This is a genomic window from Acidovorax sp. sic0104 (genome assembly GCF_019219095.1).
Lineage (GTDB): Bacteria > Pseudomonadota > Gammaproteobacteria > Burkholderiales > Burkholderiaceae_C > Acidovorax.
Genome location: NZ_JAHUWH010000001.1, coordinates 430,632 through 453,454, shown reverse-complemented (window position 1 = coordinate 453,454; position 22,823 = coordinate 430,632). Strand labels below are relative to the sequence as shown.

Genomic DNA, 22,823 nt, shown 5'->3' with positions numbered 1-22,823 from the left:
TGCTTGCGTGCACCGGGTGCGTCCCCCTCCCGCAGGAGAGGGGGAAGGCGCGAAGCGACTCAGGGGGTGTCATCTCTTCCTTGAAAGGCGAGGATCGAGCAGGTCGCGCAGGCCGTCGCCCAATAGATTCAGGCCCAGCACGGCAAAAGCAATCGCCACCCCGGGCCACACGGCCAGCAGCGGGGCCTGGAACATGAGCGTCTGGGCCTCGCTGAGCATGCGGCCCCACGAGGGCTGGGGCGGCTGGGTGCCCAGGCCCAGGTACGACAGCGCGGCCTCGGCCAGGATGGCGATGGCGAACTGGATGGTGGCCTGCACGATGAGCACCGACAGGATGTTGGGCAGCACATGCTCGAGGGTGATGCGCCAGCTGCCCTTGCCGCACGCGCGCGATGCCATGATGTACTCACGCGACCACACCGCATTGGCCGATGCGCGCGTGACCCGCGCGAACGTCGGGATGTTGAAGATGCCGATGGCGATGATGGAGTTGACGATGCCCGCGCCGAACACCGCCGTCATCATGATGGCCGACAGGATGGCCGGGAAGGCGAAGGTGAAGTCCGCCAGCCGCATGATGAGCTCTTCGACCCAGCCGCGCCTGGCCGCGGCCAGCAGGCCCAGCGCCGTGCCGATGGTCAGGCCAATGCCCACGGCGATCACGCCCACCAGGATGGAGTTGCGCGCCCCCACCAGCAGCAGCGAGGCCACGTCGCGCCCGAAGGCATCCGTGCCCAGCCAGTGCTTGTGCGTGGGCGGCTGGAGCTTGGAGGCCAGATCCATCTCATACGGCGACCAAGGCGTCCAGACCAGCGACAGCGCGGCGGCTACCAGCAGCAACAGCGACAGCACGGCGCCGATGACGAAGCTGCGGTGGCGCAGCGCGCGGTGCAGCCAGCCTGGAGTAGCGGAGGGGGGGGGGATGGATGTGGCGGCGCTCATGGGGGATCAGATGTCGGAGGCCTTCACGCGCGGGTCGATCACGGCGTACAGGATGTCCACGACGAAGTTGACGATGACCACCATGGCGGCGAGCAGCATCACGCAATTGCGCACCACGATGAGGTCGCGGTTGGAGATGGACTGAAAGATCAGTCGGCCCAGGCCCGGCAGGTAGAACACGTTTTCCACCACGATGGTGCCCGCCAGCAGGTTGGCGAACTGCAGCCCCATGACGGTGATCACCGGGATCATGGCGTTGCGCAGCACATGGCCCCAGAGCGCGGCGCGCTGCGACAGCCCCTTGGCGCGCGCGGTGCGCACGAAGTCCTCGCGCAGCACTTCGAGCACCGCCGAGCGCGTGATGCGCGCCAGGATGGCGGCCTGCACCACGGCAAGCGCGATGGCGGGCAGCAGCAGCGCCTTCAAGGCCTCCAGCGGACCGCCGCCGGCGTCCTCGGTCCAGCCCGGAAACCCCCCGGCCGAGAACCACTGCAGCTTGACCGAGAACAGCAGGATCAACAGGATGGCGAACCAGAAGTTGGGAATGGCGATACCGATCTGCGCCAGGCCCATCACGCCCACGTCGCCTATCTTGTTGTGGCGCGAGGCCGAATACACGCCCGCAATGAGCGCCAGCACCGTGGTGATCACCATGGCCATCAGCGCCAGCGGCACCGTGAGGGCCAGGCGTTCGAGCACCAGCTCCAGCACGGGGGTGCTGTAGGCATAGCTATTGCCCATGTCGCCCACCACCAGGCCACTGACCCACTCCCAGTAGCGCTGCATGGCGGGCTGGTCCAGGCCCAGCTTGGCGGCCAGGGCTGCCACGGCCTCGGGGGAGGCGTCTGGCCCCATGAGCATCTGCGCCGCGTTGCCGGGCAGGATCTCCAGCACCAGGAAGACAACGACGGAAGCGCCTATCAGCGTGGCCAGGAGCGTGATGAACCGCTTGAGAAAAAACAAACCCATGGGAGACAAGCGTGGAGGTGTGGGTGCCAGCGGAGGCGCGTCAAAAATTAATGTGTATACACAGCATAACGGCAAAAACACCCCCGTCAGCGGTGTTGGGTTCCAATGTGGCATGCAAGGCACATGCCATCGGCACGGGATAATACGGAGTATGAAAGCCGTATCGCCGTTGTATGCCATCGCTCCAGGCGCTCTGATCGCCACAACCATGGGGGCCCCTGTATGGCGCTGATGATCACGGACGAATGCATCAATTGCGATGTGTGCGAGCCTGAATGCCCGAACCAGGCGATTTACCTGGGGCAGGAGATCTATGAGATCGACCCCCACAAGTGCACGGAATGCGTAGGGCACTTCGACGAGCCGCAGTGCGTGCAGGTGTGCCCCGTGGCCTGCATCCCGGTGAATCCGCAGCACGTTGAAAACCGCGAGACCCTGTGGCAGAAGTTTCAGCGGCTGCAGGCGCAGGCATCGGCCTGATTTTCAAGGCTTTTCGGCCTCTGCGGCTCGCCGATAAAGCGCCAGAAGCTATCAAAAATACTGCGATTGCGATTGCGATTGCGATTGCGATTGCGATTGCGATTGCGTTGGCGGCCAGCGGCCGCGCAACAGGGTCTTGCAGGTCGAGTGGTGCCGGAAAGCCTCCCGGCCGCCGGTCCTGCCGGTGTTCACACCCTCATTCGGGTTTGCGTTCAATCATTCAGTACCCAGACCGTTCGGGCTGAGCCTGTCGAAGCCTCGCGCGGCGCTTTGGCACTCAGGGCGAACGGCTTTGTATATCAGCTGTCGGCGGGCCGAGCAGGCTTGGGCCGGGGCGGCTTGGTGGTGTGGATGAGCAGGGTGGCCTTGTCCATCTCGCCGGCCAGCATGGCCGGGTAGGCCTTGAGCGAGTGGATGATGCTGTCCTCGATCAGCACGCGCTGGTCGGGGGCGGGCTTCTTGAGCACCCAGTTGGCCACCTCGCTTTTCACCCCCGGATGGCCGATGCCGATGCGCAGCCGCCAGTAGTCGGGCGAGCCCAACTGGCCGTGGATGTCTCTCAGTCCGTTGTGGCCCGCGTGGCTGCCGCCGCGCTTGAGCTTGACCTGGCCGGGCGGGATGTCGAGTTCGTCGTGCACCACCAGGATCTCTTCGGGCAGGATCTTGAAGAAGCGGGCGAGCGAGGCCACGGACTTGCCCGACAGGTTCATGAAGGTCTGGGGCTGGAGCAGCCAGACGCTCTGGCCGTGCACCGTGGTGCGTGCCACGAGGCCGTGGTAGCTGCGCTCCGGCACCAGGGTGGCCTTGAGTTCGCGCGCGAGCGCATCGATCCACCAGAAGCCGGCGTTGTGGCGGGTGGCTTCATAGTCGGGGCCCGGGTTTCCAAGGCCTACAAACAGCTTGATCATCTGCTGGATTATCCGGGTGTGGGACGGGTCTTTTTTGTGGAGCTGTGCGGCTCTGGGCGGATGGCACGCGTGCAGAAGGTGCGGCAGGCGTAGCGGGTGTCTGCCGTGCAACCGTGGATGCCGGTGGTGCCTTGCTCCAAAACAAAACGGCCCACGCAAGTGGGCCGTTTGTGTGGGGGCTGCCTGCCGAGACAGGCGGGCCTTGCCAGGGTGAAGAATTACTTCTTGCCCTTGCCCTTGCCCTTGGCGTCGGCTGCGGGAGCTGCTTCAGCAGGCGTCTCGACTTCGACCACGGGCGCCGTCACGGAGACGAGCACGGGGTTGGTCTGGTTGCCACGGATCTTGGCGGCCACACCCTTGGGCAGCTTGATGTCCTTGAGGGTCAGGGAAGAGCCCTTTTCCAGCTTGGACAGGTCCACAGCGATGAACTCTGGCAGGTCCGAAGGCATGCAGGTCACGTCCAGTTCGTTCACGATCGGGTTGACCATGCACTTGTCGACCTTGACGGCGTTGGACTCTTCAGCGCCGCTGAAGTGCAGTGGCACCTTCATGTGCAGCTTGGTCTTCTCGTCCACGCGCTGGAAGTCGATGTGCAGCACGAGTTGCTTGTAGGGGTGGTATTGCACGTCGCGCAGCAGGACCTTGGCGGTCTTGCCGGCCACTTCCATGTCCAGCACGCTGGAGTGGAATGCTTCCTTCTTGAGGGCGTGCCACAGTGCGTTGTGGTCGATCTCGATCAGTTGGGGTTCAGCGGCACCGCCGTACACGATGCCAGGGGTCTTGCCCGAAATGCGGAGACGGCGGCTCGCACCCGTACCCTGCTTGGCGCGCTCAAAAGCGACGAAGTTCATAGTTAGCTCCTGAAAAGAGGCGACCGCGACCAGTCATCCTCCGTTGAAAAAAGGCTTGTGGCCATATGCCGCAAACCTGCATGCCGTTCTCGAACAAACAACAAGCCTCCCAAGGGAGGCTTGTGTGCAGAGCTGCTGCTGCCTTGCTCCCGAAGGAGCTGGTTCAGAACAGGTTTTCTTGGTCCGAGAACAGGCTCATCACCGACTCTCCCTTGGCAATGCGCTGGATCGTCTCGGCGATCAGCGGGGCCACGGAGAGCTGGCGAATCTTGGTGCATCCCTTGGCGTTGTCGCTCAGGGGGATGGTGTTGGTCACTACCACTTCATCCAGGGCCGAGCCCTTGGCGATGCGTTCAATGGCAGGGCCCGAAAAAATGGGGTGCGTGCAATAGGCATACACGCTCTTGGCGCCGCGCTCCTTGAGCACTTCGGCAGCCTTCACCAGCGTGCCGGCGGTGTCGATCATGTCGTCCATGATCACGCAGTTGCGGCCTTCGATCTCGCCGATCACGTGCATGACTTCGGACACATTGGCCTTGGGGCGGCGCTTGTCGATGATGGCCAGGTCGCAGTTGAGCTGCTTGGCCAGTGCGCGGGCGCGCACCACGCCACCCACGTCGGGGGACACGACGATCAGGTCCTCGTAGTTCTTCTGGCGCAGGTCGCCCAGCAGAACAGGGGACGCATAGATGTTGTCCACGGGAATGTCGAAAAAGCCCTGGATCTGGTCGGCGTGCAGGTCCATGGTGAGCACGCGGGCCACGCCCACGGTCTGCAGCATGTTGGCCACCACCTTGGCAGTGATCGGAACGCGGCTGGAGCGGGGGCGGCGGTCCTGACGGGCGTAGCCGAAGTACGGAATCACCGCGCTGATGCGTTCGGCCGATGCACGCTTGAGCGCATCCACCATGATCAGCAGTTCCATCAGGTTTTCGTTGGTGGGTGCGCAGGTGGACTGGACCACGAACACGTCGCGGGCGCGCACGTTCTGCTTGATCTCGACGGTGACTTCACCGTCGGAGAAACGGCCCACGTCGGCGGCGCCCAGGGTGGTGCCCAGATGCTGGGCGATTTCAGCTGCCATGCCAGGATTGGCATTGCCGGTGAAAACCATGAAGTCGGGGTGGTTGGCTTGCATGAGAGTCCCAGCAGTCTGAAAAATATGCCCGTACGCGAGAAAGATATTTGGCAGGGGAAGAAGGATTCGAACCTTCGCATGCCGGAATCAAAATCCGGTGCCTTAACCAGCTTGGCGACTCCCCTACACAGGTCAATTGCCGAAGGCAACCAACCTCAATTCTCGTCTGATGCCCAACCCGCAAGAGGGTGAATCATCAGATTGTCACATGCCTTGACCTGCCAGCCCCGGGGGACTCCATCCAGATCAACTGCATGCGACATTTGCGCAAACACCGCACTGCCTGAGCCTGTCATCCGGCCTTGCAATCCGCGTGACCTGAGCCATTCAAGGGCTTCGGTGACTTCGGGGCAAAGTGCCTGGGCAACTGGCTGCAAGTCATTTCGACCAAAGTCAAAGTGTGCTGCAGCAAAGCCTAAGATTGTAGCACTATCTGAATCACGTTTCAAACTTGGCGACGAAAAAATTAATTTTGTCTCCAGGCCTGCTGCAGGCTTCACGATCGCAAAGCGTGCTGGTGGCAGTTGGTGCGCTGTCTCAAGCGGCGTGATTGTCTCACCAATTCCTTCCACAAAAGCGTTGCGGCCGCGTAAAAAAAAAGGAATGTCGGCGCCCAGTGTCAGGCCGATCTTTTCGAGGGCGGTGCGTGGCAGGTGCAGACCCCACAGCCGGTTGAGTGCGAGGAGCGTGGTGGCGGCATCGGACGAGCCTCCACCCATGCCTGCCTGCGCGGGGATGCTCTTGTCCACGGCGATATGCGCGCCCCGCGTGCAGCCCGTGGCCGACTGGAGCGCACGGGCCGCCCGGATGGTCAGGTCCAGATCGGGCAGCGCAGGGCCAAGGTCTTCACGCGTGATGTCGGCGCTGGTGGCGCGGCACTCGAAGTGCAGGGTGTCGCACCAATCCACCAGCATGAAGACCGATTGCAGCAGGTGATAGCCGTCCTCGCGCCGCCCGGTGATGTGCAGGAAAAGATTGAGCTTTGCCGGAGCCGGCACGTCGTAGATTGCTTGCATGGACAGGGCAGGGCGCGTACGCCAGGGAGATTAGCGGGTCAGTGCAATCCGCAGCGTGGCCTGCGGCTGCGGGTCGTCGCGGTGCGCCACCAGTCGGCCTTGCGCCACGCCTGCCAGGTCGGCACGCCAGCCGGGCGCCGTGGCCGGGGTGCCCTTGAGCCAGCTGAACAGCGCGGTGACCGGAATGCGGGTGCCTGTCACTTCCTGCAGCAGCGTGTCGAGCGAGTCGGACGTGCGGCTCTCCTGGGCGCTCACCAGTTGGGCGTGGCCATCTTTCCAGTCCAGCTGCGCCAGTTGGTTGCCCAGCGGGCTGAGCAATACCAGGCCACCGCGGCCTGGGTTGCCACGCAACTCGAACATGGCCGAGAACGACTGTGAGTCCTGCCCCTCGACCTGAAGTGCAAGGCGGCCGCTCCAGGTGTCGTCATCGGCAGCGCTTTTGGGCGCAAGGGGCTGCTGCGCGCAACCTGTCAGCCACATCGCGCAGATGAGCAGCATGACGCGCCATCCGACAACGATGTGCGACCCTCTGAATGCGCCGTGGGTGCGCACGACGGCGCCGTGCCAGCCCCGCGTCAAAGTTTTACCCCGAGGCGTGCCAGCGTGTCCTTCAGCGTCTCGTTGTCAGGGCTGACGCGCTGGCTTTCCTTCCAGACCTTCAGGGCCGCATCCTTGTCTCCCAGGCTCCAGAGGACCTCGCCCAGGTGTGCGCCGATTTCCACGTCGGGGCGGGCCTTGTAAGCGACCTCCAGGAGCTTGCGGGCTTCTGCCTTGTTGCCCAGCCGGAATTCGACCCAGGCCAGGCTGTCGGTGATGAAGGGGTCGGAGGGCGCGAATTCGAGCGCCTTCAGGATGAGCTCCCTGGCTTCCGACAGGCGCTGGCCACGCTCCGCCATCGAGTAGCCCAGGGCGTTGTACGCGTGGTGGTATTGCGGCTTTTGGGCGATCACCTGGCGCAGCAGCCGCTCCATGGTGTCGAAATCGCCGGCTTTTTCGGCCAGCATGGCCTGGTCGTACACCAGCTCGACGTCGTCGGGCGCCAGTGCTACCAGTTCGGTCTGTACCTTGTAGGCGTCCTGGTAGAGCCGTTGGTCGCGCAGCAGTTGTACTTCCGCAAGCAGCTTCATGCGCATGTCGTCGGCGGAGGTGCCCGGCAGGTTGCGCAGCAGGGCGCGCGCCTGTGCGATCTTGCCCTGGCGGGCCAGCAGAGAAGCGCGGCGGCTTTGCGCGCTGAAGACTTCGTCGGCGTTGTCGATGCGCTTGAGCCACGCCTCCGCTGCAGCATAGTCTTGCTTCTTCTCAGCAATCTGCGCGTGGAGAAGAAAGGCCTGAGTCATGCCGCGCTGGCGAATGTCCGGGTCCTCCGATGCGGACAACAGTTCCATGTAGCGCTGGAGGTCTTTCTCGGCCGCAGGCAGTCTGTTGTCCTGCAAATGCAGCGTGGCCAGCACCAGCCAGGCTTCCACGAGTTCGGGTTTTTCCTTGGTGGCGGATTCCAGTTGACGGGCCGCGTCGGCATAGCGCTGCTGGCCGAGCAGAACGCGCGCATAGGCCATGCGCAATTCGGGCACGGGTTGTTTGGAGAGCGCTTGCACCACCAGCGATTCCGCCTCAGGGGTGCCGTCGTCCATCATCTGCAGCGCGAGTTGTGCCGAGCCCTCGCTGCCTGCATCCAGCTCCAAGGCCTTTCGCGCGGCGTCCAGAGCACCCGCCTTGTCGCCTGCGGCAAGGCGCAACCGGCCCAGGGACACCCATGCGATGGGACCGGTCGCCGGGTTGGTCAATTCGTTGGCAAGTGCGTTTTCGACCACCTTGGCGGCCAAGGCCTTGTCACTGGCGCGTCCGTACATCTGGGGCAGCGCGGACAACATGGCCGCCTTGCTGCGGGGTGGGGACTGGGCGAGCTCCTGGCGCAGGAGGTCGGGGGTTTCACCGATACGGTTCAGTGCCACCAGTATCTGAAGCACATACCGGTTGGCTTCCCGGGACTGAGGGAGCGCCTCTTTCCATGCCTGGGCAGCGGCAAGCGCATAGTCACCGGAACGGGCCTGCAGAGCGATATCTGCGGCGCGTTGGTATAACTGACCGTCGGCGCTGCGGCGAGCGGCTTCAAGCATGAAGGCGTAGCCTGCACCCGGGTCCCCGGTGCGCGCACTGACTTCCCCCAGCAGGATCTCGTAGAACAGTTCCGCGTCCAGCGCCGGGTTGGAAACCACAGGTTCTTCTGCAGGGGCTGCAGGCGCCTCAACGCTGGGGGATTGCGCGTACGCCGTGCAAGCCGCAATCGCGATCGCTGTTGACAGGGCTGTGGTCCGAAAACTGTGAAATAGCACCATCGGGTCATAATAATCCATGCCCGTTAACCCGATGCAGGTCGCGTTGTATGCCTGAGTTACCCGAAGTGGAAGTCACGCGCCGCAGTTTTGCTGATGCCATCACTGGGGCGCACATCGAGGGCATCACGCTGGGCAAACCGCTGCGCTGGCCACTGGGTTGCGATCCGCAGGAGCTCGTGGGGCAAGAGGTCGTCGGGCTGCGCCGGCGCGGCAAGTACCTGCTGGCCGACACCAGCCAGGGGCTGCTGCTGTTGCACCTGGGCATGTCTGGCAGCCTGCGCTTCAGCCACGGTTTGCCGGTACCGGGTGTGCATGACCACTTCGATATGGCAACGAACCGCGGAACGCTGCGGCTGCATGACCCGCGCCGCTTCGGTGCGGTGGTCTACACCAAGGGTGAGCATGATCCCGTAGCGTCCAGGCTGCTGGACGGCCTGGGGATGGAGCCGCTCTCGCACTCGTTCTCCCTGGCGACCTTCCAGGCCGGACTGAAAAAAAGCCGCATGCCCATCAAGCAGTTGCTGCTGGGGGGGAAGCTCGTGGTCGGGGTGGGCAACATCTATGCGTCGGAAGTGCTGTTCCTGGCAGGCATCCGGCCCACGGCGCCTGCGTCGCGCATCGGGCCGGCCCGTGCGCGCAAGTTGCACGAGGCCATCGTCAGTGTATTGGCCAGAGCAGTGGAAATGGGCGGCAGCACATTGCGCGATTTCTCCAGCGCAGACGGAATGGCGGGGCATTTCCAGACTCAGGCCAACGTGTATGGGCGAGAAGGTGCGCCGTGCCACGTCTGTGGCGCACCCATCAGGCTGTTGCGGCAGGGTCAGCGAAGCACTTACTTCTGCGCCCAATGCCAACGCGCCTGAGCGTGGAGAAGTGCGAACTGCGCGTTCAAGTACAGTCTGTGGGCGGTCAATGCTATATTTTGTGCATGCCTGAATTGCGGGCCATATACAGATATAGACACCTCCGGGAGCAAAGTGGGACCCTCATTCAACGAACAGTTCGACCAGCATGGCGTCTGGAGACGTGAATTCGCCCAGCAGCTCAAGCGGCTGGGCGACTGGATGTCTTCGCATGACCTCATGGATTCTGCAGTGCGCGAGCGCCTGCACCGGCTGGAAGAGCAGGTTCGCAGTGACAAGGTCATGGTGGCTTTCGTCGCGGAGTTCTCGCGCGGCAAGTCTGAGCTGATCAACGCCATCTTCTTTGCCGGCTATGGGCGCCGCATCATGCCGGCGAGTGCAGGGCGCACCACCATGTGCCCCACGGAGCTTGGCTATGACGCCAGCGTGGCGCCCAGCCTGCGGCTCCTTCCCATCGAAACCCGGCTGCAGATGCAGAGCCTGGCGGAATGGCGGGTAAAAACGGAACGCTGGCACGAGATACCGCTGGATGTCGGCAATGCTGACCAGATTGCCAAAGCGCTGGAGAAGGTGGCCGAGGTGCGCAAGGTCAGTCTGGACAATGCCCGCGCGCTGGGCTTCTGGCATGACGACCTGACGGATGAAAACCCCGTCCCCGACTCCCACGGCATGGTGGAAGTCCCGATGTGGCGGCACGCCATCATCAATATTCCGCACCCACTGCTCAAGCAAGGCCTGGTCATCCTGGACACGCCGGGCCTAAACGCTGTGGGGGCCGAGCCCGAGCTGACCGTCAACCTCATCCCCCAGGCGCACGCGGTGGTGTTCATCCTGAGCGCGGACACAGGTGTGACGCGGTCAGACCTGTCGATCTGGCGGGAACACCTGGCCATTTCCCCGGACAGCATGGATGCCCGCCTCGTGGTGTTGAACAAGATCGATACCTTGTGGGACACGCTCAATTCTGCCGACCAGGTGCAGGCCCAGATGGAGCGCCAATGCCAGACGTCCGCTGAAATGCTGGGCGTGCCGCTGGAAAGAGTGGTGCCGGTCTCCGCTCAAAAAGGCCTTGTCGCCAAGATCACGGCGGACGACCTGCTGCTGGAGACCAGCGGACTGCCAGTGCTGGAAGAGGCTCTGGCCAAGGGCATCATGGGGCAGCGGCAAAGCATTTTGCGGGCGGCCGTCGCCAACGGCGTGGCCAATCTGCGCACCGAGACGTCGCGGGTCATCAACATCCGGCGCCGCGATCTGGATGACCAGATGGCGGAGCTGCGCAGCCTGCGTGGCAAGAACGCTTCGGTGATCGAGTCGATGCGCCACCGGATCGAGCAGGAGCAGCGCGAGTTCGATCTGAGCACCGCCAAGATCCAGGCCGTTCGGGCAGTGCACCTCAAGCTGTTGCGTGACGTATTTCAGCAGCTTGGCGCGAAGTCCCTCAAGGCGGAGTTGTCCGAACTGGCGCAGACCCTGCAGCAAAAGGGGCTCAAGCTGGGCGTCAAGAAAATCTACGTCCAGACGTTCGACAAACTGCGCGGCACCCTGGACAAGGCGCAGGCATCGGGGACTGAAATCCAGGCGATGCTGGGCGGCACTTTCCGCCAGTTGAATGCCGAGTTCGGATTTTCCCTGCAGGTCCCGTCTCCGCCGCAACTGGAACACTTCACGCACGACCTACACCAGATCGAGCAAAGCCATCTGCAGTACCTGGGCATGGGCAACGCCCTGAAGTTGGCGCAACCCGAGTTTGCGGAGCGCCTGGTGCGTGCGCTGGCGATGCGCCTGCGTACGGTCTACGAATCCGCTGCCAACGACCTGGAGCTGTGGAGCAAGTCTGCCACCGCGCAGCTGGATGCGCAGCTGCGGGAACGCCGACGCAGCTTTGCGCGTCGCATGGAGGCGGTGGACCGCATTCAGCAAGCCGCCAGCGGGCTGGTCGAGCGGATTTCCGAGATCGAAGCAGGTGAAGAAGAACTGGGGCAGCTGGAAAGCAAGCTTCACGAACTGACCTCCAAGCTGGTCGCGCCCCCCAGCCTCGACGCCACCGGTGCGGACAAGCAACTCCTGCCGGCATGAGCGAGGCTGCGGGTGTGGGTGTCGCCGAGCGTGTGGTGGCTTGGCAGGCGGCAAGTGGCCGCAACCACTTGCCCTGGCAGCAGACGCGCGACCCCTATCGGGTCTGGCTGTCGGAGATCATGCTGCAGCAGACCCAGGTCAGCACGGTGCTGGACTACTATGCGCGGTTCCTGGCCCGGTTCCCCAATGTGGCGGCTCTGGCCGCCGCTCCGCAGGATGAGGTCATGGGCCTTTGGAGCGGCCTGGGCTACTACACCCGGGCCCGCAACCTGCACCGCTGCGCCCAGGAGGTGGTGGCCGAACACGGTGGGGAGTTTCCTCGCAGCGCGCAAGTGCTGGCCACCCTGCCTGGTATCGGGCGATCGACCGCCGGGGCCATCGCGGCGTTCTGCTTTTCGGAGCGTGTTCCCATTCTGGATGCCAATGTCCGCAGGGTTTTGACGCGTCTATTGGGGTTCGATGCTGATCTTGCTTCTGCCAGGAACGAACGCGCACTCTGGGACCATGCGCAGGCGCTGCTGCCTCAGCACGATCTTCAGCGTGCCATGCCCCGCTATACGCAAGGGTTGATGGACCTGGGGGCCACCATATGCCTGCCCAGGGCGCCGCTGTGCGGGCAATGCCCGTTGCATGCGAGCTGCGTGGCCTTGCGTGGTGGCGAGCCCGAGCGTTACCCGGTCAAGACCCGCAAGCTGACGCGCCGCTCGGAATCCTGGCAACTGCTGGTGCTTCGCAATGCCAAGGGGCAAGTGTGGCTCCAAAGACGCCCTGCAACAGGCATCTGGGCGGGCATGCACTGTGTACCGGTGTTCGAGGACAGTGCCTCGTTGCACTGCTCGGTGCGGGCGCTGGCCGACGACGTGGATGATCTCTCCATCCACGAACTGCAGCCGTTCGTGCATGTGCTGACACATCGCGACCTGCATCTGCACCCGGTGCTGGTGACGGGCTCCCTTCCGAGCCGTCCCGCGCACGATGGGGAGTGGCTGGGCGCTGATCAGTGGAGCGCGGTAGGGCTTCCTGCACCCATCCGAAAACTGCTGGACACCAGCCAGGCCTCGCTGTGGTGAGTGCTGCAGAGGTTTCGCGCTGCCGCGAGCTCAGCGGCCATCCAGTTCGCGGTGCCTGCGCAAGGCGGTCCACCGGTCACTGAACACTTTGGACAGCTGTTCCACCAGATAGACTGAGCGGTGCTGACCACCGGTGCAGCCGATGGCCACAGTGACGTAGCTGCGATGGTTGCGGTCCAGGAACTCCAGCCAATGCGCCAGGAATTGCGCGATGTGCTCCTGCATCAGCAGCACCTCCGACTGCTGTGCCAGGAAACGCGCCACGGGTTCATCCAGGCCGGTCAGGTCGCGCAGCGCAGGCTCGTAGTGTGGGTTGGGCAGCATGCGCACATCAAACACGTAGTCCGCGTCCATGGGGATGCCGCGCTTGAACGCGAAGGACTGGAAGACCAGGGTCAGCTGGCCCCGCGTCGTCGTCAACAGGCTCTTGACGTAGCTTTGCAACTGCGAAGACCGGATGGTGCTGGTGTCGATGACGTGCGACTGATCGCGCAGCTCGGCCAGGAGCTCTCGCTCCACTTCGATGATTTGCACGAGCGCCCTGCGGCCCTGCTGCAGGTCGGCGTGGGACAAGGGGTGGCGCCGCCGTGTCTCCGAAAAGCGCCGCACCAGGGTGTCGATGGTTGCATCCAGAAAAATGGACTGCACCGACACCCCCTGGCTGCGAAGTCGCTTCAGCTCCTGTGGGACCTGGTGCAACGACGTGGCGCTGCGCACATCCATGGCGATGGCCAGGCGGTTGCCGTGGTGGTGATGCTCCAGTGCGACGAATGCCGGGAGCAGTTCGGGCGGCAGGTTGTCCACGCAGTAGTAGCCGGCATCCTCCAGTGCATGCAGGGCCACGGACTTGCCGGATCCTGACATGCCGGTGATCAGCACGATCTCCAATGCCATCATCGGGCCCCTTCCTGCGGTGCGGCAGAGCCTGCCAAGTCCAGCATCTCGCGGGCGTGGTTGAGCGACGCGTCCGTGGACTTCTCGCCTCCGAGCATGCGCGCGATCTCTGCGACGCGGTGCGTGCCCTGCACCACGTTCACCGAGCTTGTGGTCCCTTCCGGACTCTTGCGCTTGGACACCTTGAGGTGGTGGTGAGCACAGGCGGCCACTTGCGGCAGGTGGGTGACGGCCAGCACCTGGCGGTCGCTGCCCAGCTGCTGCATAAGCCGGCCCACCGTCTCTGCCACAGCGCCGCCCACGCCCGAGTCCACTTCGTCAAAAATCAGTGTGGGAGCCAATCCGAGTTCGCTGGTCGTCACCGAAATCGCCAGGGATATCCGCGACAGTTCTCCGCCCGAGGCCACCTTGCCGATGGGCTTGGGCGTCATCCCGGGATGCCCTGCCACGAGAAACACCACGTCGTCGATGCCGTGGGAGCTCGGCTCTGCCGACTTGCTGACAGAGACTTCGAACTTGCCCCCTTCCATGCCCAGCCCCTGCATGGCCTGGGTGATGGCCGAGGACAGCTTGGGCGCCGCCTTGTCCCGTCCCAGAGACAGGGCGCGGGCTGAAGCCTGGTAGGCTTTGGCGCTTGCGGCCTCCGCTGCTTCCAGGCGCTCCAGATCGGTGGCTGCATCCAGTTGCAGCATCTCGCTCTTCCACCCCTTCAGCAGGGCCGGAAGCTCGGCAGGCGTGCGCTTGTACCGGCGTGCCAAGGTCATCCATTGCGAAATGCGCGTGTCGAGTTCCGCCAGGCGCTGGGGGTCGATCTCGGCATGCCGCAGGTAGAGCTGAAGCGAGTGGGCCACGTCGCTCGCCTGGGCCAGGCTCGATGCCAGGATATCGGCCAGGTTTGCGAACTCGGGTTCGATGTGTTCCTGGCCATGCAGCAGCGCATGCGCGCGGCCGATGCCAGCCAAGGCGCCGGCATCGTCATCCTGCAGCGCATGCAGCGCACCCTCCGCACCGTCCAGCAACGACTGGGCGTGCGACAGGCGCTTGTGTTGAACCTCCAGCTCTTCCCATTCGCCGTCGGCAGGCCCCAGCTTGTCCACCTCACCAATCTGCCACTGCAACCGTTCGCGTTCCTGCTGCAGATTGGCCTGCGCCTGGCGAGCCTGCTCCAGTGTCTTCTGGTCGGCGCGCCATTGCGTCCAGCGCGCCGACGTTGCAGCGCTGTTCAGGCCCGCGAACGCGTCGAGCAGGCCCCGCACGGACTCTGGCCGGGTCAGGCTTTGCCAGGCATGCTGCCCATGGATGTCCAGCAGCAGGTCGCCGAGGGAGCGCAGCTGCGCCGCCGTGGCCGGCGTTCCGTTGATCCAGGCGCGGCTCTTGCCCTGGGTGTCGATGGTGCGGCGCAGGAGCAAGTGGCCGTCGTTCTCGAAACCGGCGTCTTCCAGCCAGGGGGCTATGTGGACGGGGCTGTCGAACTCGGCGCACAGGTCCGTCTTGGAGGCCCCTTCCCGGATCATGCCGGCATCCGCGCGCGAACCCAGCACGAGCTGCAGCGCGTCGATGAGGATGGACTTGCCCGCGCCCGTCTCGCCGGTCAACACCGTGAAACCGGTGCTCAACTCGAGCTCCAGCGACTGCACGATCACGAAGTCGCGCAGGGTGATGCGTCTGAGCGCCATGGTCAGGAGCCCCCTTCGTTCCAGCGCAGCTTCTTGCGCAGGGTGGCGAAGTAGTTCCAGCCTAAAGGATGAAGAAACCGCACGCAGTGTTCTGACCGCTTGACCAGAATGCGGTCGCCGTGCAGCAGCGAAGCGAGCGACTGCATGTCGAAGTTGGCGCTGACGTCCCTGCCGCTGACCACCTCGACCGCCACCTCGGTGGCATCGGACAGCACGATGGGGCGGTTTGACAACGTATGGGGTGCGATGGGCACGAGCACCCAGCCGGGGATCGATGGGTGGAGCATCGGACCGCCGGCCGAGAGCGAATACGCGGTCGATCCAGTGGGGGAGGCGATGATGAGGCCGTCCGCGCGCTGGTTGGCCACGAAGCGTCCACCCACCTCCACGCGCAACTCCACCATGCCGGACGTCGCGCCCCGGTTCACGACCACGTCATTCATGGCGAGCGCCTCGAACACGACGCGCTCATCGCGCACGACAGTGGCGTGCATGAGTGGTCGCAGGTCTTCCTCGTACTCGCCCTGCAGCATCGGCGCCAGTGTGGCTTGGTAAGCATCGAAAGGGATGTCGGTGATGAAGCCCAGGCGCCCCTGGTTGATGCCGATCAGGGGCGTGCCGAAACGGGCCAGTCTCCGGCCGATGCCCAGCATGGTCCCGTCGCCGCCCACCACCAGCCCGAGATCGCACCGGGTGCCTATCTGGTCTACATTCAGCGATGGGTAATGGACCAGGCCCATGTTGCTGGCGGTTTCGGCCTCCAGGGCCACTTCGCAACCCTGGCGCTCCAGAAAGTGCGCGATGTCTTCAAGAGCCTGGCGGGAGGTATCGCCTGCAGAGCCCGCTGATGAAGCCTGGTACTTGCCGATGAGGGCGACATGGCGGAAATTGGACGTCATCGCGAAATTACATCATTAAAATCATTCCATGCTTGATGACCGTGCCAAGTTGTTGCTCAAAGCGCTGGTCGAGCGCTACATAGCCGACGGGCAACCGGTCGGCTCGAGGACTTTGTCGCGCGCATCCGGGCTGGACCTCTCGCCCGCCACGATCCGCAACGTGATGGCCGACCTGGAGGAGCTGGGTCTCATCGCCAGTCCGCACACGTCTGCAGGGCGCATACCTACTGCGCGCGGCTATCGGCTGTTCGTGGACACGATGCTCACTGTCCAGCGCGACTCGTTCATGCCCGCGCAGCAACTGGCACCTGAACAACCGCAGAAGGTGATTGCCAACGCAGCGCAGCTGCTCTCCAATCTGTCGCAGTTTGTAGGCGTGGTCATGGCGCCAAGGCGTACTTCTGTCTTTCGCCACATCGAGTTTTTGAAGCTGTCGGAGCGTCGGTTCCTGGTGATCATCGTGTCTCCGGAAGGTGACGTGCAGAACCGCGTCATTTTCACGGAAGTGGACTACTCCGCGGCGCAGCTGTTGGAGACCTCGAATTTCCTGAATACGCATTACGCAGGTCTTGCGATGGAGCAGGTGCGCGAGCGGTTGAAATCAGAAGTGGATGCGCTGCGTGGCGAGATCGCGTCCCTCATGCAGGCGGCCGTGAATGTGGGGTCGGAGGCCCTGTCGGCTGCGCAGGACGAGGTGGTGATATCCGGCGAGCGCAACCTTCTGGCCGTCAGCGACTTCTCCAGCGACATGGGGAATCTGCGACGTGCGTTCGATCTCTTCGAGCAGAAGACCCAGATACTGCGGCTGCTGGACATCTCCAGCCAGGCAGAGGGCGTGCGCATCTACATCGGCGGTGAAAGCCTGGTGGTGCCTTTCGAGGAGCTGTCGGTGGTCAGTTCCCCCTACGAGGTGGATGGCAAGGTGGTGGGCACACTGGGAGTCATCGGCCCCACGCGCATGCCGTACGACCGCATGATCCAGATTGTGGATATCACCTCGAAGCTCGTTTCCAACGCGCTCAGCCACCGCAAGTAAGCCCCTACAATACGGCGCTTGCCCCCGTTGTATGTACTGCGCTGGAGCATGGATTGGGGCGTTAGCTCAGTTGGTTAGAGCAGAGGACTCATAATCCTTTGGTCGCGGGTTCAAGTCCCTCACGCCCTACCACCATCCTTTACCAGCGCGCAGATGGCGTCCGATCTGAAAGGATCCACGTCATTTTTCGTCCTCTGGCAGCCTGTTTCGTTTTTTGGGCTGCTGCAGTGCATTACAATCTCGGCTTGCGTTTGAATTGAGTAGTTGGAGATTGCTGCGAAGCGGCAAGGAACAACAAAAAATCATGATTTCTAGGGTCGCCAAAAAATCGTGCTATAATTCAAAGCTTAGCGGCTGTAGCTCAGCTGGATAGAGTACTTGGCTACGAACCAAGGGGTCGTGGGTTCGATTCCTGCCAGCCGCACCAACAGGTAAGCCCTGTAACTTCTTGAAGTTACAGGGCTTTTTCCTTTGTGGATCGCGTTCTCATGCGACCCGCTCCAGTGCCAGTGTGGGGACTTTTGGGGGACTTTGTTCCCCGGCCAGGCGTGCCTGGTGCTCTGCCCGCAGCGTGGCCAGCGATTTGTTCCACGCGCCGCTGTCGGCGGTGATCTTTTCCAGTGCCCCATGCAGCTCCACGATCTGCGCCGTGCTGTAGTGCTGGGTCATGCTCCGGGTGCTGTGCCACAAGATACGCCCCACTTCGGGTGTGATCAGCGACCGCGTGATGTTCAAGTCCTCGCCGTCCAGCCCTGAATCGCCGTTCGGGGGTGGCAGGGTGTGGTTGCTGCGGTTGACTGACGGGCGCAAGGTCTGGGAAGGCTGGAGCGATCAACAGGGCTACTACACCGCCACTGGCCTGGAGCTGGGCGAGGAGTACGTCGCCGTGGGCATCGACACCGCCCGCAATCAGAAAGCGACGGGCGCAGGCCCGGTGCGCGCAACGGAGGCTGCATGACGATCAGCTCGGCGCATCGAGGCGCTCGAAATCAGGCGAGCATCACACTGGCCGACACCGGGCCGGGCCAGTCCACCCTCAAGCTGTACAGCGAGGCGGGCGGCATCCTGCTTGCCATGCGCACCTTCGCCAAGCCCTGCGGCACGATCACGGCCGAGGGGCGCATCCAGTTGCTGCCAGCGGCTGCAAATGACCTGGTGGTTGCGACCGGCACGCCCACATGGGGCGAGTGGTGCAACGGTTCAGGCGTTCCCATCTGGGGGGCGGCAGTCACCGGGGAAGACGGGCCGGGCCCATTCAAGCTACTGGGCACCGGGCCTGGCCTGACCATCTATGCGGGCGGCGTCTTGACGTTGCTCTCGCCTGCTTTGCTGGGGTGATCGTGTGGAGTTCGACGGCAAACTTGTCTTCACCCAGCCGCACGACGGCACGGGGCGCCTGGTCTTCGGGGATGCCGGCGACGAGGTGGTGCCCGACGTCACGCTCAGCATCGACGGCGACCTGCCCGGCCTGGGCACGCTCACGCTGCGCGCTGGCACACGACTCGGCATTGACGCCGAGTTGCCCGGCCTGGACGGCGCGATCGGGCTGGAGTGGGATGCAAACGTTAGCCGGGGCATGCGCGCCGAGCTGCAAACACGATGGCAAGAGGCGCAACCCCTTGCGGCCGGTGTCGCGGTGGCGTGGCAGAGGGGCGAGCCGATGCGCGCTGCGGTGGACGTCACATGGCAGCAGGGCCTACCCGTCGCAAGCGGGCTGGAGTTCGGCTGGCAGGAGGCCGATCGCCTGCGTGCCGGCGCAATTTCGCATTGGCAGGACGGCGCTCAACTGCGCCAGGCGCTGGAAACCGGCTGGCAGGAGAGCGAGCGCGTGCGGGCTGCTGCGCTCACGGTTTGGCAGGAGGGTGTGCTGCGCCGAGGCGCTGTGCTGTCTGCTTGGCAGGAACAGACCCGCATGCGCAACGCCGTCGTCTCGGCTTGGCAGAACGGCGCTCCCCTGCGCCACGTGGTGCGCAGCCGCTGGTCGGACGGCGTTCACATGCGGCGGGCTCTGCGGTCGCATTGGCAGGAGGGGCAGCGTCCGCGGATTGGTGTCTCGGCTTTGCCAGTCGATCCACCTGAACCGCCTTGCTACGACCCGGCCACGGTCGGGCGACTCATCTTCACTGAGCCGTTCACGGGCGACGGGCGGCTTGTTTTCATCTGTCAACGGATCGGGCCTGGGCCGGAGCCCGGCGACACCATCGTTGTTCCAGTCAGAAGGTTCTACATGACAGTCAACAGCGTCAGCCTGGCGCGCGCGGATGGAACGCCGCTTCCCGCCTCCGCTTTCGGAATGTCCCTGGACGCCGATTCGTGGACATGGCAGTGGACGGCATCACTCCATGCCAGTGCGCTGCCGTTGATAACGCCGGGGTCGGACGGCAACCCGGTGCAGGTCGTTGCGACCATCAACGGCGTTCCGTATCGCCTTCTGGCCGAGAGCTACAGCAGGGAGCGCCAGTTCGGCAGCACGCGTGTCAATGTCAAGGGGCGAGGCATTGCAGCATTGCTCGATGCTCCGTACTCGCCGGCCCTGAATCATGGCAACGCCCTTGCGCGAACTGGTCAGCAGCTCATGGGTGAAGTGCTGACACTCAACGGCGTGGGCATCGGTTGGGATGTTGACTGGCACCTCACGGACTGGCTTGTCCCCGGTGGGGTCTGGACGCATCAGGGTTCGTACATGAGCGCACTGCTCGATATCGCGGGGGCCGTGGGCGGCTACATCCAGCCGCACGACACTGCGCAAACAGTGCGTGCTCTACGACGATACCCAGACGCCCCCTGGCGCTGGAGTGCACTCACTCCCGACTACGAGTTGCCCTCAGCCGTGGTGAGCGTCGAGGGCATCGAATGGGAGCGACGTGCGCTCTATGACCGCGTTTTCGTAAGCGGCGTGAGCGTGGGAATCACGGGCAACGTACGGCGCGCAGGGACTGCCGGGTTGCTGGTTGCGCCGGGCGTCACGCACCCGCTGATCACCGAGACCGAGGCCGCGCGCCAGCGAGGTATCGCGGAGCTGGGTAGCTCTGGCCTGGGGGCGCAAATTAGCCTGCGCCTGCCCATCCTCTCTGAGACCGGTGTCATCAAGCCTGGCTCCCTGGTGCGCTATGTGGACGTCGGCACGACGCACCTCGGCTTCGTCCGCTCCACGTCTGTTGAGTGGTCTATGCCAACACTGCGGCAGGTTCTGTCTGTCGAAACCCACCCGGAGTGAGATCTCAATGAAAAACCTCTTCCAAGCCTTCAAGGAAATCTTCCCAGATGCGCCGCGCCAGATCGGCGAGGTGCTGTCGCACGAGGCCGGCGTTGCGACTGTTTCTTTCCATGGGGGAGGGATCGCTCAAGCCATCGGCGATGCAACACCTGGTCAATACGTCTTTGTTCGCGACGGCGTGATCGAGGGCGAGGCGCCGAATCTGCCCGTTGTCGATATCGAGATCTAGCCGTTCATTCCCTGGACAACGCCCGCCGTGTGGCAACACCGGCGGGCGTTGTCGTTTCTGCAACCCTGAAAGGAGATACCTATGCACCTTATCACCGTCGAGGCGCTTCGAGCCATCGGCGCAAACCTTGCCCGCGCTCAGCGATGGTTGGAGCCATTGCGGGCCACGTGTGAGGCCTACGAGATCTACACGCCCAAGCGGCTCTGTGCGTTTCTCGCCCAGGTCGGGCACGAGTCGGAGGGACTGCTTTACACAACGGAGCTGTGGGGCCCAACTGCGGCGCAGCTGGGTTATGAAGGCCGTTCCGATCTCGGAAATGTGAAGCCCGGAGACGGGCTTCGATATCGCGGCCACGGCCTGATCCAGATCACGGGCCGCAGCAACCATGCGCAGATACGAGACCGGCTGAGGGCGAGATTGGGGGCGCACGTTCCTGACTTCGAGGAACAACCTCAACTGCTCGCCCACGAGCCATGGGCTGCACTGTGCGCGGGGGACTATTGGGACTCGCGCAACATCAACTCGTTAGCCGACGTCGACGCCTTCGAGGCCATAACGCGCAAGGTCAATGGCGGCTTGAACGGGCACAAAGATCGTCTAAAGCGATGGCACGCGGTGCGTCAGGAGATGGGCCTGTGATCACCGTCACGTTCCTCATCGACCCTTTGCTCAAGCCTCTGGGGAACAGCAACGAATGGGAGCTGGTCGACAACTTCACGGTGCGCATCGAGGAGGACGGCAAGCCCGTCGAAATCGTCACCGTGCCCCGTGGATTCACCACCGACCTCGCAAGCGTGCCCCGACTGCCTGGCGCATACCTGTTGTTCGCCAACAGGGCCAGACGCAGTGCGATCTTGCATGACTACCTGTACTCGCTTCATCGGCCGCGCAAGTGGGCCGATGCGGTGTTCGACGCCGCGATGAAAAACGAGGTTTCCTTCCTGCCGCGCTTCTTCATGTGGCTTGGCGTACGCATCGGCGGCGGCGCGTACTACGAAGACGTCACCTCGCAACCCCCCCTCAACAACCAAGGAGAAGCACCATGAAAAAACTTGCCATTGCCCTGGCCGCCGCAGCGGCCCTCTCAGGCTGTTCCAGCTTCAAGCTGGGCGCTTTTTGCTATGTGCCTGCCTCTGGCGGCCAGTGCGCCGCAACTGCTGTCCCTGTCCTGAACTCGCAGCAAGACGGCTCCAGCGGCATCTAGCAGCTGGAACATGCGGCGGCACTTCCGCCGCTTCATATGTTCCAGCGCCCCGCAAACCCTTGTGGCTTGTGGCTGTCGGTGGAACAAAAAAAAGAACGAGGCGACCGCCTGGGTGCTACTAACACCCGGACGGCCACCAAGACCACTGAACGCGCCAGTGAGCCCAGCCAAGGCCCCGCCCACCTGTACAGGCCGGGGCAGTGTATCAATACCCTGGAGCCCATCATGGCAACACCCATCATCCCGTGGATCGGCGGCAAACGACGCCTGGCCGACATCATCATCCCGCGCTTTCCTGCGCACTCTTGCTACGTGGAGGTCTTTGCAGGCGGTGCCGCTCTGTACTTCCTTCGGCCGCCTGCAGATGTGGAAGTGATCAATGACATCAATGGTGAGCTGGTCAATCTCTACCGCGTGGTAAAGCACCACCTGGAGGAATTCGTCCGCCAGTTCAAATGGCAGCTCAGCAGCCGTGACGTGTTCAAGTGGCTGCAGGAAACGCCGGCAGAGTCCATGACCGATGTGCAGCGCGCTGCACGCTTCTTCTACCTGCAGCACCATGCGTTTGGCGGCAAAGTGCATGGGCAAACATGGGGCACGGCTACCACAGCGCCGCCTGTTAACTTGTTGCGCTTGGAGGAGACTTTGAGCGCCGCGCACTTGCGCCTGGCTAGTACATACGTGGAACGTCTGGACTGGCGTGAGTGCATGCGCCGATACGATCGGCCTCACACGCTCTTCTATTTAGACCCCCCGTACTGGGAGACAGAAGGTTACGGCGTTCCGTTCGCCTGGCCCGAGTACGAGGCAATGGCTGAGCTGATGCTAGGCCTAAAAGGCAAGGCCATCTTGAGCATCAATGATCACCCGGAGATCCGAGCGTGCTTTACTGATTTTCAGATGGACGAAGTGCCAATCACATACCAAGTGGCTGGCGGTGGCAAGGGAGTCGATCGCACTGAACTAATCATCTACAGTTGGGACCGCGACTTGGAGCCTTTAGGACTTTTTTAGCCCTT

General features: G+C 63.4%; 25 protein-coding genes and 3 tRNA genes. 15 read left to right on the top strand and 13 right to left on the bottom strand.

All coding sequences use genetic code 11. The features are described from left to right. Window positions 1-69: 69 nt before the first annotated feature. Window positions 70-942, bottom strand: a complete 873-nt coding sequence (locus KW835_RS02090) for an ABC transporter permease (protein ID WP_218380613.1) — start codon at window positions 940-942, stop codon at window positions 70-72. A 6-nt stretch (window positions 943-948) separates the two neighbouring features. Continuing rightward, entirely contained in the window at window positions 949-1,911 is a 963-nt protein-coding gene (locus KW835_RS02085) for an ABC transporter permease (protein WP_218380612.1), read from the bottom strand. 222 nt (window positions 1,912-2,133) lie between these two features. On the opposite strand from KW835_RS02085, the gene KW835_RS02080 reads away from it, so the two are divergent. Beyond that, a complete protein-coding gene (locus KW835_RS02080) occupies window positions 2,134-2,391 on the top strand; it encodes a YfhL family 4Fe-4S dicluster ferredoxin (RefSeq protein ID WP_218380611.1) in 258 nt (85 codons plus the stop codon). 299 nt (window positions 2,392-2,690) lie between these two features. On the opposite strand, the gene pth is transcribed toward KW835_RS02080, so the two are convergent. The 7 genes from pth to KW835_RS02045 form a co-directional block, all read right to left on the bottom strand. Continuing rightward, window positions 2,691-3,299 (bottom strand): aminoacyl-tRNA hydrolase, encoded by a 609-nt coding sequence (pth, locus tag KW835_RS02075; RefSeq protein ID WP_218380610.1) that lies wholly within the window; start codon window positions 3,297-3,299, stop codon window positions 2,691-2,693. 218 nt (window positions 3,300-3,517) lie between these two features. Beyond that, window positions 3,518-4,150 (bottom strand): 50S ribosomal protein L25/general stress protein Ctc, encoded by a 633-nt coding sequence (locus tag KW835_RS02070; protein ID WP_218380609.1) that lies wholly within the window; start codon window positions 4,148-4,150, stop codon window positions 3,518-3,520. A 163-nt stretch (window positions 4,151-4,313) separates the two neighbouring features. Further along, window positions 4,314-5,288, bottom strand: coding sequence for a ribose-phosphate pyrophosphokinase (locus KW835_RS02065; RefSeq protein WP_218380608.1), 975 nt, complete (start codon window positions 5,286-5,288; stop codon window positions 4,314-4,316). Window positions 5,289-5,336: 48 nt separating this feature from the next. Continuing rightward, window positions 5,337-5,413, bottom strand: a tRNA-Gln gene (locus KW835_RS02060). A 30-nt stretch (window positions 5,414-5,443) separates the two neighbouring features. Continuing rightward, window positions 5,444-6,304, bottom strand: coding sequence for a 4-(cytidine 5'-diphospho)-2-C-methyl-D-erythritol kinase (gene ispE / locus KW835_RS02055; RefSeq protein ID WP_218380607.1), 861 nt, complete (start codon window positions 6,302-6,304; stop codon window positions 5,444-5,446). Between the two features lie 30 nt (window positions 6,305-6,334). Continuing rightward, the gene (locus tag KW835_RS02050) at window positions 6,335-6,802 is read right to left on the bottom strand and encodes a lipoprotein insertase outer membrane protein LolB (RefSeq protein WP_218380606.1); all 468 of its coding nucleotides are present in this window, start codon (window positions 6,800-6,802) and stop codon (window positions 6,335-6,337) included. Between the two features lie 77 nt (window positions 6,803-6,879). Next, window positions 6,880-8,658 carry a lipopolysaccharide assembly protein LapB gene (locus KW835_RS02045; RefSeq protein ID WP_218380605.1) on the bottom strand — a complete coding sequence of 593 codons (1,779 nt, stop codon included), beginning with the start codon at window positions 8,656-8,658 and terminating at the stop codon, window positions 6,880-6,882. A 29-nt stretch (window positions 8,659-8,687) separates the two neighbouring features. On the opposite strand from KW835_RS02045, the gene mutM reads away from it, so the two are divergent. The 3 genes from mutM to mutY all read left to right on the top strand — a co-directional run bounded on the left by mutM (window position 8,688) and on the right by mutY (window position 12,649). Then, window positions 8,688-9,503, top strand: coding sequence for a bifunctional DNA-formamidopyrimidine glycosylase/DNA-(apurinic or apyrimidinic site) lyase (mutM, locus tag KW835_RS02040; RefSeq protein ID WP_218380604.1), 816 nt, complete (start codon window positions 8,688-8,690; stop codon window positions 9,501-9,503). A gap of 114 nt (window positions 9,504-9,617) precedes the next feature. After that, window positions 9,618-11,579, top strand: a complete 1,962-nt coding sequence (locus KW835_RS02035) for a dynamin family protein (RefSeq protein WP_218380603.1) — start codon at window positions 9,618-9,620, stop codon at window positions 11,577-11,579. Beyond that, on the top strand, window positions 11,576-12,649 hold the full coding sequence (mutY, locus tag KW835_RS02030) for an A/G-specific adenine glycosylase (protein WP_218380602.1): 1,074 nt from the start codon (window positions 11,576-11,578) through the stop codon (window positions 12,647-12,649). Before KW835_RS02035 ends, mutY begins: the two co-directional genes overlap by 4 nt. Window positions 12,650-12,679: 30 nt before the next feature. On the opposite strand, the gene rapZ is transcribed toward mutY, so the two are convergent. Genes rapZ through KW835_RS02015 form a run of 3 tightly spaced genes read right to left on the bottom strand, consistent with a single transcriptional unit; the run spans window position 12,680 to window position 16,118 of the window. Continuing rightward, window positions 12,680-13,543, bottom strand: a complete 864-nt coding sequence (rapZ, locus tag KW835_RS02025; RefSeq protein WP_218381037.1) for an RNase adapter RapZ — start codon at window positions 13,541-13,543, stop codon at window positions 12,680-12,682. After that, window positions 13,543-15,219 (bottom strand): DNA repair protein RecN, encoded by a 1,677-nt coding sequence (gene recN, locus KW835_RS02020; RefSeq protein WP_218380601.1) that lies wholly within the window; start codon window positions 15,217-15,219, stop codon window positions 13,543-13,545. The genes rapZ and recN overlap by 1 nt, the downstream gene beginning before the upstream one ends. A 2-nt stretch (window positions 15,220-15,221) precedes the next feature. Further along, window positions 15,222-16,118 carry an NAD kinase gene (locus KW835_RS02015; protein ID WP_218380600.1) on the bottom strand — a complete coding sequence of 299 codons (897 nt, stop codon included), beginning with the start codon at window positions 16,116-16,118 and terminating at the stop codon, window positions 15,222-15,224. Window positions 16,119-16,146: 28 nt separating this feature from the next. Here KW835_RS02015 and hrcA point away from each other — a divergent pair, with 28 nt between their 5' ends. The 3 genes from hrcA to KW835_RS02000 all read left to right on the top strand — a co-directional run bounded on the left by hrcA (window position 16,147) and on the right by KW835_RS02000 (window position 17,581). Then, on the top strand, window positions 16,147-17,154 hold the full coding sequence (hrcA, locus tag KW835_RS02010; RefSeq protein ID WP_218380599.1) for a heat-inducible transcriptional repressor HrcA: 1,008 nt from the start codon (window positions 16,147-16,149) through the stop codon (window positions 17,152-17,154). Window positions 17,155-17,209: 55 nt separating this feature from the next. Further along, a tRNA-Ile gene (locus KW835_RS02005) sits at window positions 17,210-17,286 on the top strand. A gap of 218 nt (window positions 17,287-17,504) precedes the next feature. Continuing rightward, window positions 17,505-17,581 (top strand) — tRNA-Arg (locus tag KW835_RS02000). Window positions 17,582-17,640: 59 nt separating this feature from the next. On the opposite strand, the gene KW835_RS01995 is transcribed toward KW835_RS02000, so the two are convergent. After that, window positions 17,641-17,823, bottom strand: a complete 183-nt coding sequence (locus KW835_RS01995; protein ID WP_218380598.1) for a hypothetical protein — start codon at window positions 17,821-17,823, stop codon at window positions 17,641-17,643. Here KW835_RS01995 and KW835_RS01990 point away from each other — a divergent pair. The 8 genes from KW835_RS01990 (at window position 17,822) to KW835_RS01955 (ending at window position 22,818) form a co-directional block, all read left to right on the top strand. Next, window positions 17,822-18,112 carry a hypothetical protein gene (locus tag KW835_RS01990; protein WP_218380597.1) on the top strand — a complete coding sequence of 97 codons (291 nt, stop codon included), beginning with the start codon at window positions 17,822-17,824 and terminating at the stop codon, window positions 18,110-18,112. The two genes, KW835_RS01995 and KW835_RS01990, sit on opposite strands and share 2 nt — an antisense overlap. Beyond that, window positions 18,109-18,492, top strand: coding sequence for a hypothetical protein (locus KW835_RS01985; protein WP_218380596.1), 384 nt, complete (start codon window positions 18,109-18,111; stop codon window positions 18,490-18,492). Before KW835_RS01990 ends, KW835_RS01985 begins: the two co-directional genes overlap by 4 nt. A 4-nt stretch (window positions 18,493-18,496) precedes the next feature. Then, window positions 18,497-20,371 carry a hypothetical protein gene (locus KW835_RS01980; RefSeq protein ID WP_218380595.1) on the top strand — a complete coding sequence of 625 codons (1,875 nt, stop codon included), beginning with the start codon at window positions 18,497-18,499 and terminating at the stop codon, window positions 20,369-20,371. A 7-nt stretch (window positions 20,372-20,378) separates the two neighbouring features. Further along, window positions 20,379-20,600 (top strand): hypothetical protein, encoded by a 222-nt coding sequence (locus tag KW835_RS01975; protein WP_218380594.1) that lies wholly within the window; start codon window positions 20,379-20,381, stop codon window positions 20,598-20,600. 81 nt (window positions 20,601-20,681) lie between these two features. Continuing rightward, the gene (locus KW835_RS01970; protein WP_218380593.1) at window positions 20,682-21,239 is read left to right on the top strand and encodes a glycoside hydrolase family 19 protein; all 558 of its coding nucleotides are present in this window, start codon (window positions 20,682-20,684) and stop codon (window positions 21,237-21,239) included. After that, window positions 21,236-21,646 carry a DUF1353 domain-containing protein gene (locus tag KW835_RS01965; RefSeq protein WP_218380592.1) on the top strand — a complete coding sequence of 137 codons (411 nt, stop codon included), beginning with the start codon at window positions 21,236-21,238 and terminating at the stop codon, window positions 21,644-21,646. The genes KW835_RS01970 and KW835_RS01965 overlap by 4 nt, the downstream gene beginning before the upstream one ends. After that, a complete protein-coding gene (locus KW835_RS01960; RefSeq protein WP_218380591.1) occupies window positions 21,643-21,804 on the top strand; it encodes a hypothetical protein in 162 nt (53 codons plus the stop codon). Before KW835_RS01965 ends, KW835_RS01960 begins: the two co-directional genes overlap by 4 nt. A gap of 225 nt (window positions 21,805-22,029) precedes the next feature. Beyond that, window positions 22,030-22,818: a DNA adenine methylase gene (locus KW835_RS01955; RefSeq protein WP_218380590.1), complete on the top strand. Its 789-nt coding sequence runs from the start codon at window positions 22,030-22,032 to the stop codon at window positions 22,816-22,818. Window positions 22,819-22,823 lie beyond the last annotated feature (5 nt).

What these genes read in the sequence shown, in the direction of transcription:
- KW835_RS02090 (WP_218380613.1), bottom strand. Translation starts at nt 942, where the DNA reads ATGAGCGCCGCCACATCCATCCCCCCCCCCTCCGCTACTCCAGGCTGG.
- KW835_RS02085 (WP_218380612.1), bottom strand. Translation starts at nt 1,911, where the DNA reads ATGGGTTTGTTTTTTCTCAAGCGGTTCATCACGCTCCTGGCCACGCTG.
- KW835_RS02080 (WP_218380611.1), top strand. Translation starts at nt 2,134, where the DNA reads ATGGCGCTGATGATCACGGACGAATGCATCAATTGCGATGTGTGCGAG.
- pth (WP_218380610.1), bottom strand. Translation starts at nt 3,299, where the DNA reads ATGATCAAGCTGTTTGTAGGCCTTGGAAACCCGGGCCCCGACTATGAA.
- KW835_RS02070 (WP_218380609.1), bottom strand. Translation starts at nt 4,150, where the DNA reads ATGAACTTCGTCGCTTTTGAGCGCGCCAAGCAGGGTACGGGTGCGAGC.
- KW835_RS02065 (WP_218380608.1), bottom strand. Translation starts at nt 5,288, where the DNA reads ATGCAAGCCAACCACCCCGACTTCATGGTTTTCACCGGCAATGCCAAT.
- ispE (WP_218380607.1), bottom strand. Translation starts at nt 6,304, where the DNA reads ATGCAAGCAATCTACGACGTGCCGGCTCCGGCAAAGCTCAATCTTTTC.
- KW835_RS02050 (WP_218380606.1), bottom strand. Translation starts at nt 6,802, where the DNA reads ATGCTGCTCATCTGCGCGATGTGGCTGACAGGTTGCGCGCAGCAGCCC.
- KW835_RS02045 (WP_218380605.1), bottom strand. Translation starts at nt 8,658, where the DNA reads ATGGATTATTATGACCCGATGGTGCTATTTCACAGTTTTCGGACCACA.
- mutM (WP_218380604.1), top strand. Translation starts at nt 8,688, where the DNA reads ATGCCTGAGTTACCCGAAGTGGAAGTCACGCGCCGCAGTTTTGCTGAT.
- mutY (WP_218380602.1), top strand. Translation starts at nt 11,576, where the DNA reads ATGAGCGAGGCTGCGGGTGTGGGTGTCGCCGAGCGTGTGGTGGCTTGG.
- rapZ (WP_218381037.1), bottom strand. Translation starts at nt 13,543, where the DNA reads ATGGCATTGGAGATCGTGCTGATCACCGGCATGTCAGGATCCGGCAAG.
- recN (WP_218380601.1), bottom strand. Translation starts at nt 15,219, where the DNA reads ATGGCGCTCAGACGCATCACCCTGCGCGACTTCGTGATCGTGCAGTCG.
- KW835_RS02015 (WP_218380600.1), bottom strand. Translation starts at nt 16,118, where the DNA reads ATGACGTCCAATTTCCGCCATGTCGCCCTCATCGGCAAGTACCAGGCT.
- hrcA (WP_218380599.1), top strand. Translation starts at nt 16,147, where the DNA reads ATGCTTGATGACCGTGCCAAGTTGTTGCTCAAAGCGCTGGTCGAGCGC.
- KW835_RS01990 (WP_218380597.1), top strand. Translation starts at nt 17,822, where the DNA reads ATGCTCCGGGTGCTGTGCCACAAGATACGCCCCACTTCGGGTGTGATC.
- KW835_RS01995 (WP_218380598.1), bottom strand. Translation starts at nt 17,823, where the DNA reads ATGACCCAGCACTACAGCACGGCGCAGATCGTGGAGCTGCATGGGGCA.
- KW835_RS01985 (WP_218380596.1), top strand. Translation starts at nt 18,109, where the DNA reads ATGACGATCAGCTCGGCGCATCGAGGCGCTCGAAATCAGGCGAGCATC.
- KW835_RS01975 (WP_218380594.1), top strand. Translation starts at nt 20,379, where the DNA reads ATGAAAAACCTCTTCCAAGCCTTCAAGGAAATCTTCCCAGATGCGCCG.
- KW835_RS01970 (WP_218380593.1), top strand. Translation starts at nt 20,682, where the DNA reads ATGCACCTTATCACCGTCGAGGCGCTTCGAGCCATCGGCGCAAACCTT.
- KW835_RS01960 (WP_218380591.1), top strand. Translation starts at nt 21,643, where the DNA reads ATGAAAAAACTTGCCATTGCCCTGGCCGCCGCAGCGGCCCTCTCAGGC.
- KW835_RS01955 (WP_218380590.1), top strand. Translation starts at nt 22,030, where the DNA reads ATGGCAACACCCATCATCCCGTGGATCGGCGGCAAACGACGCCTGGCC.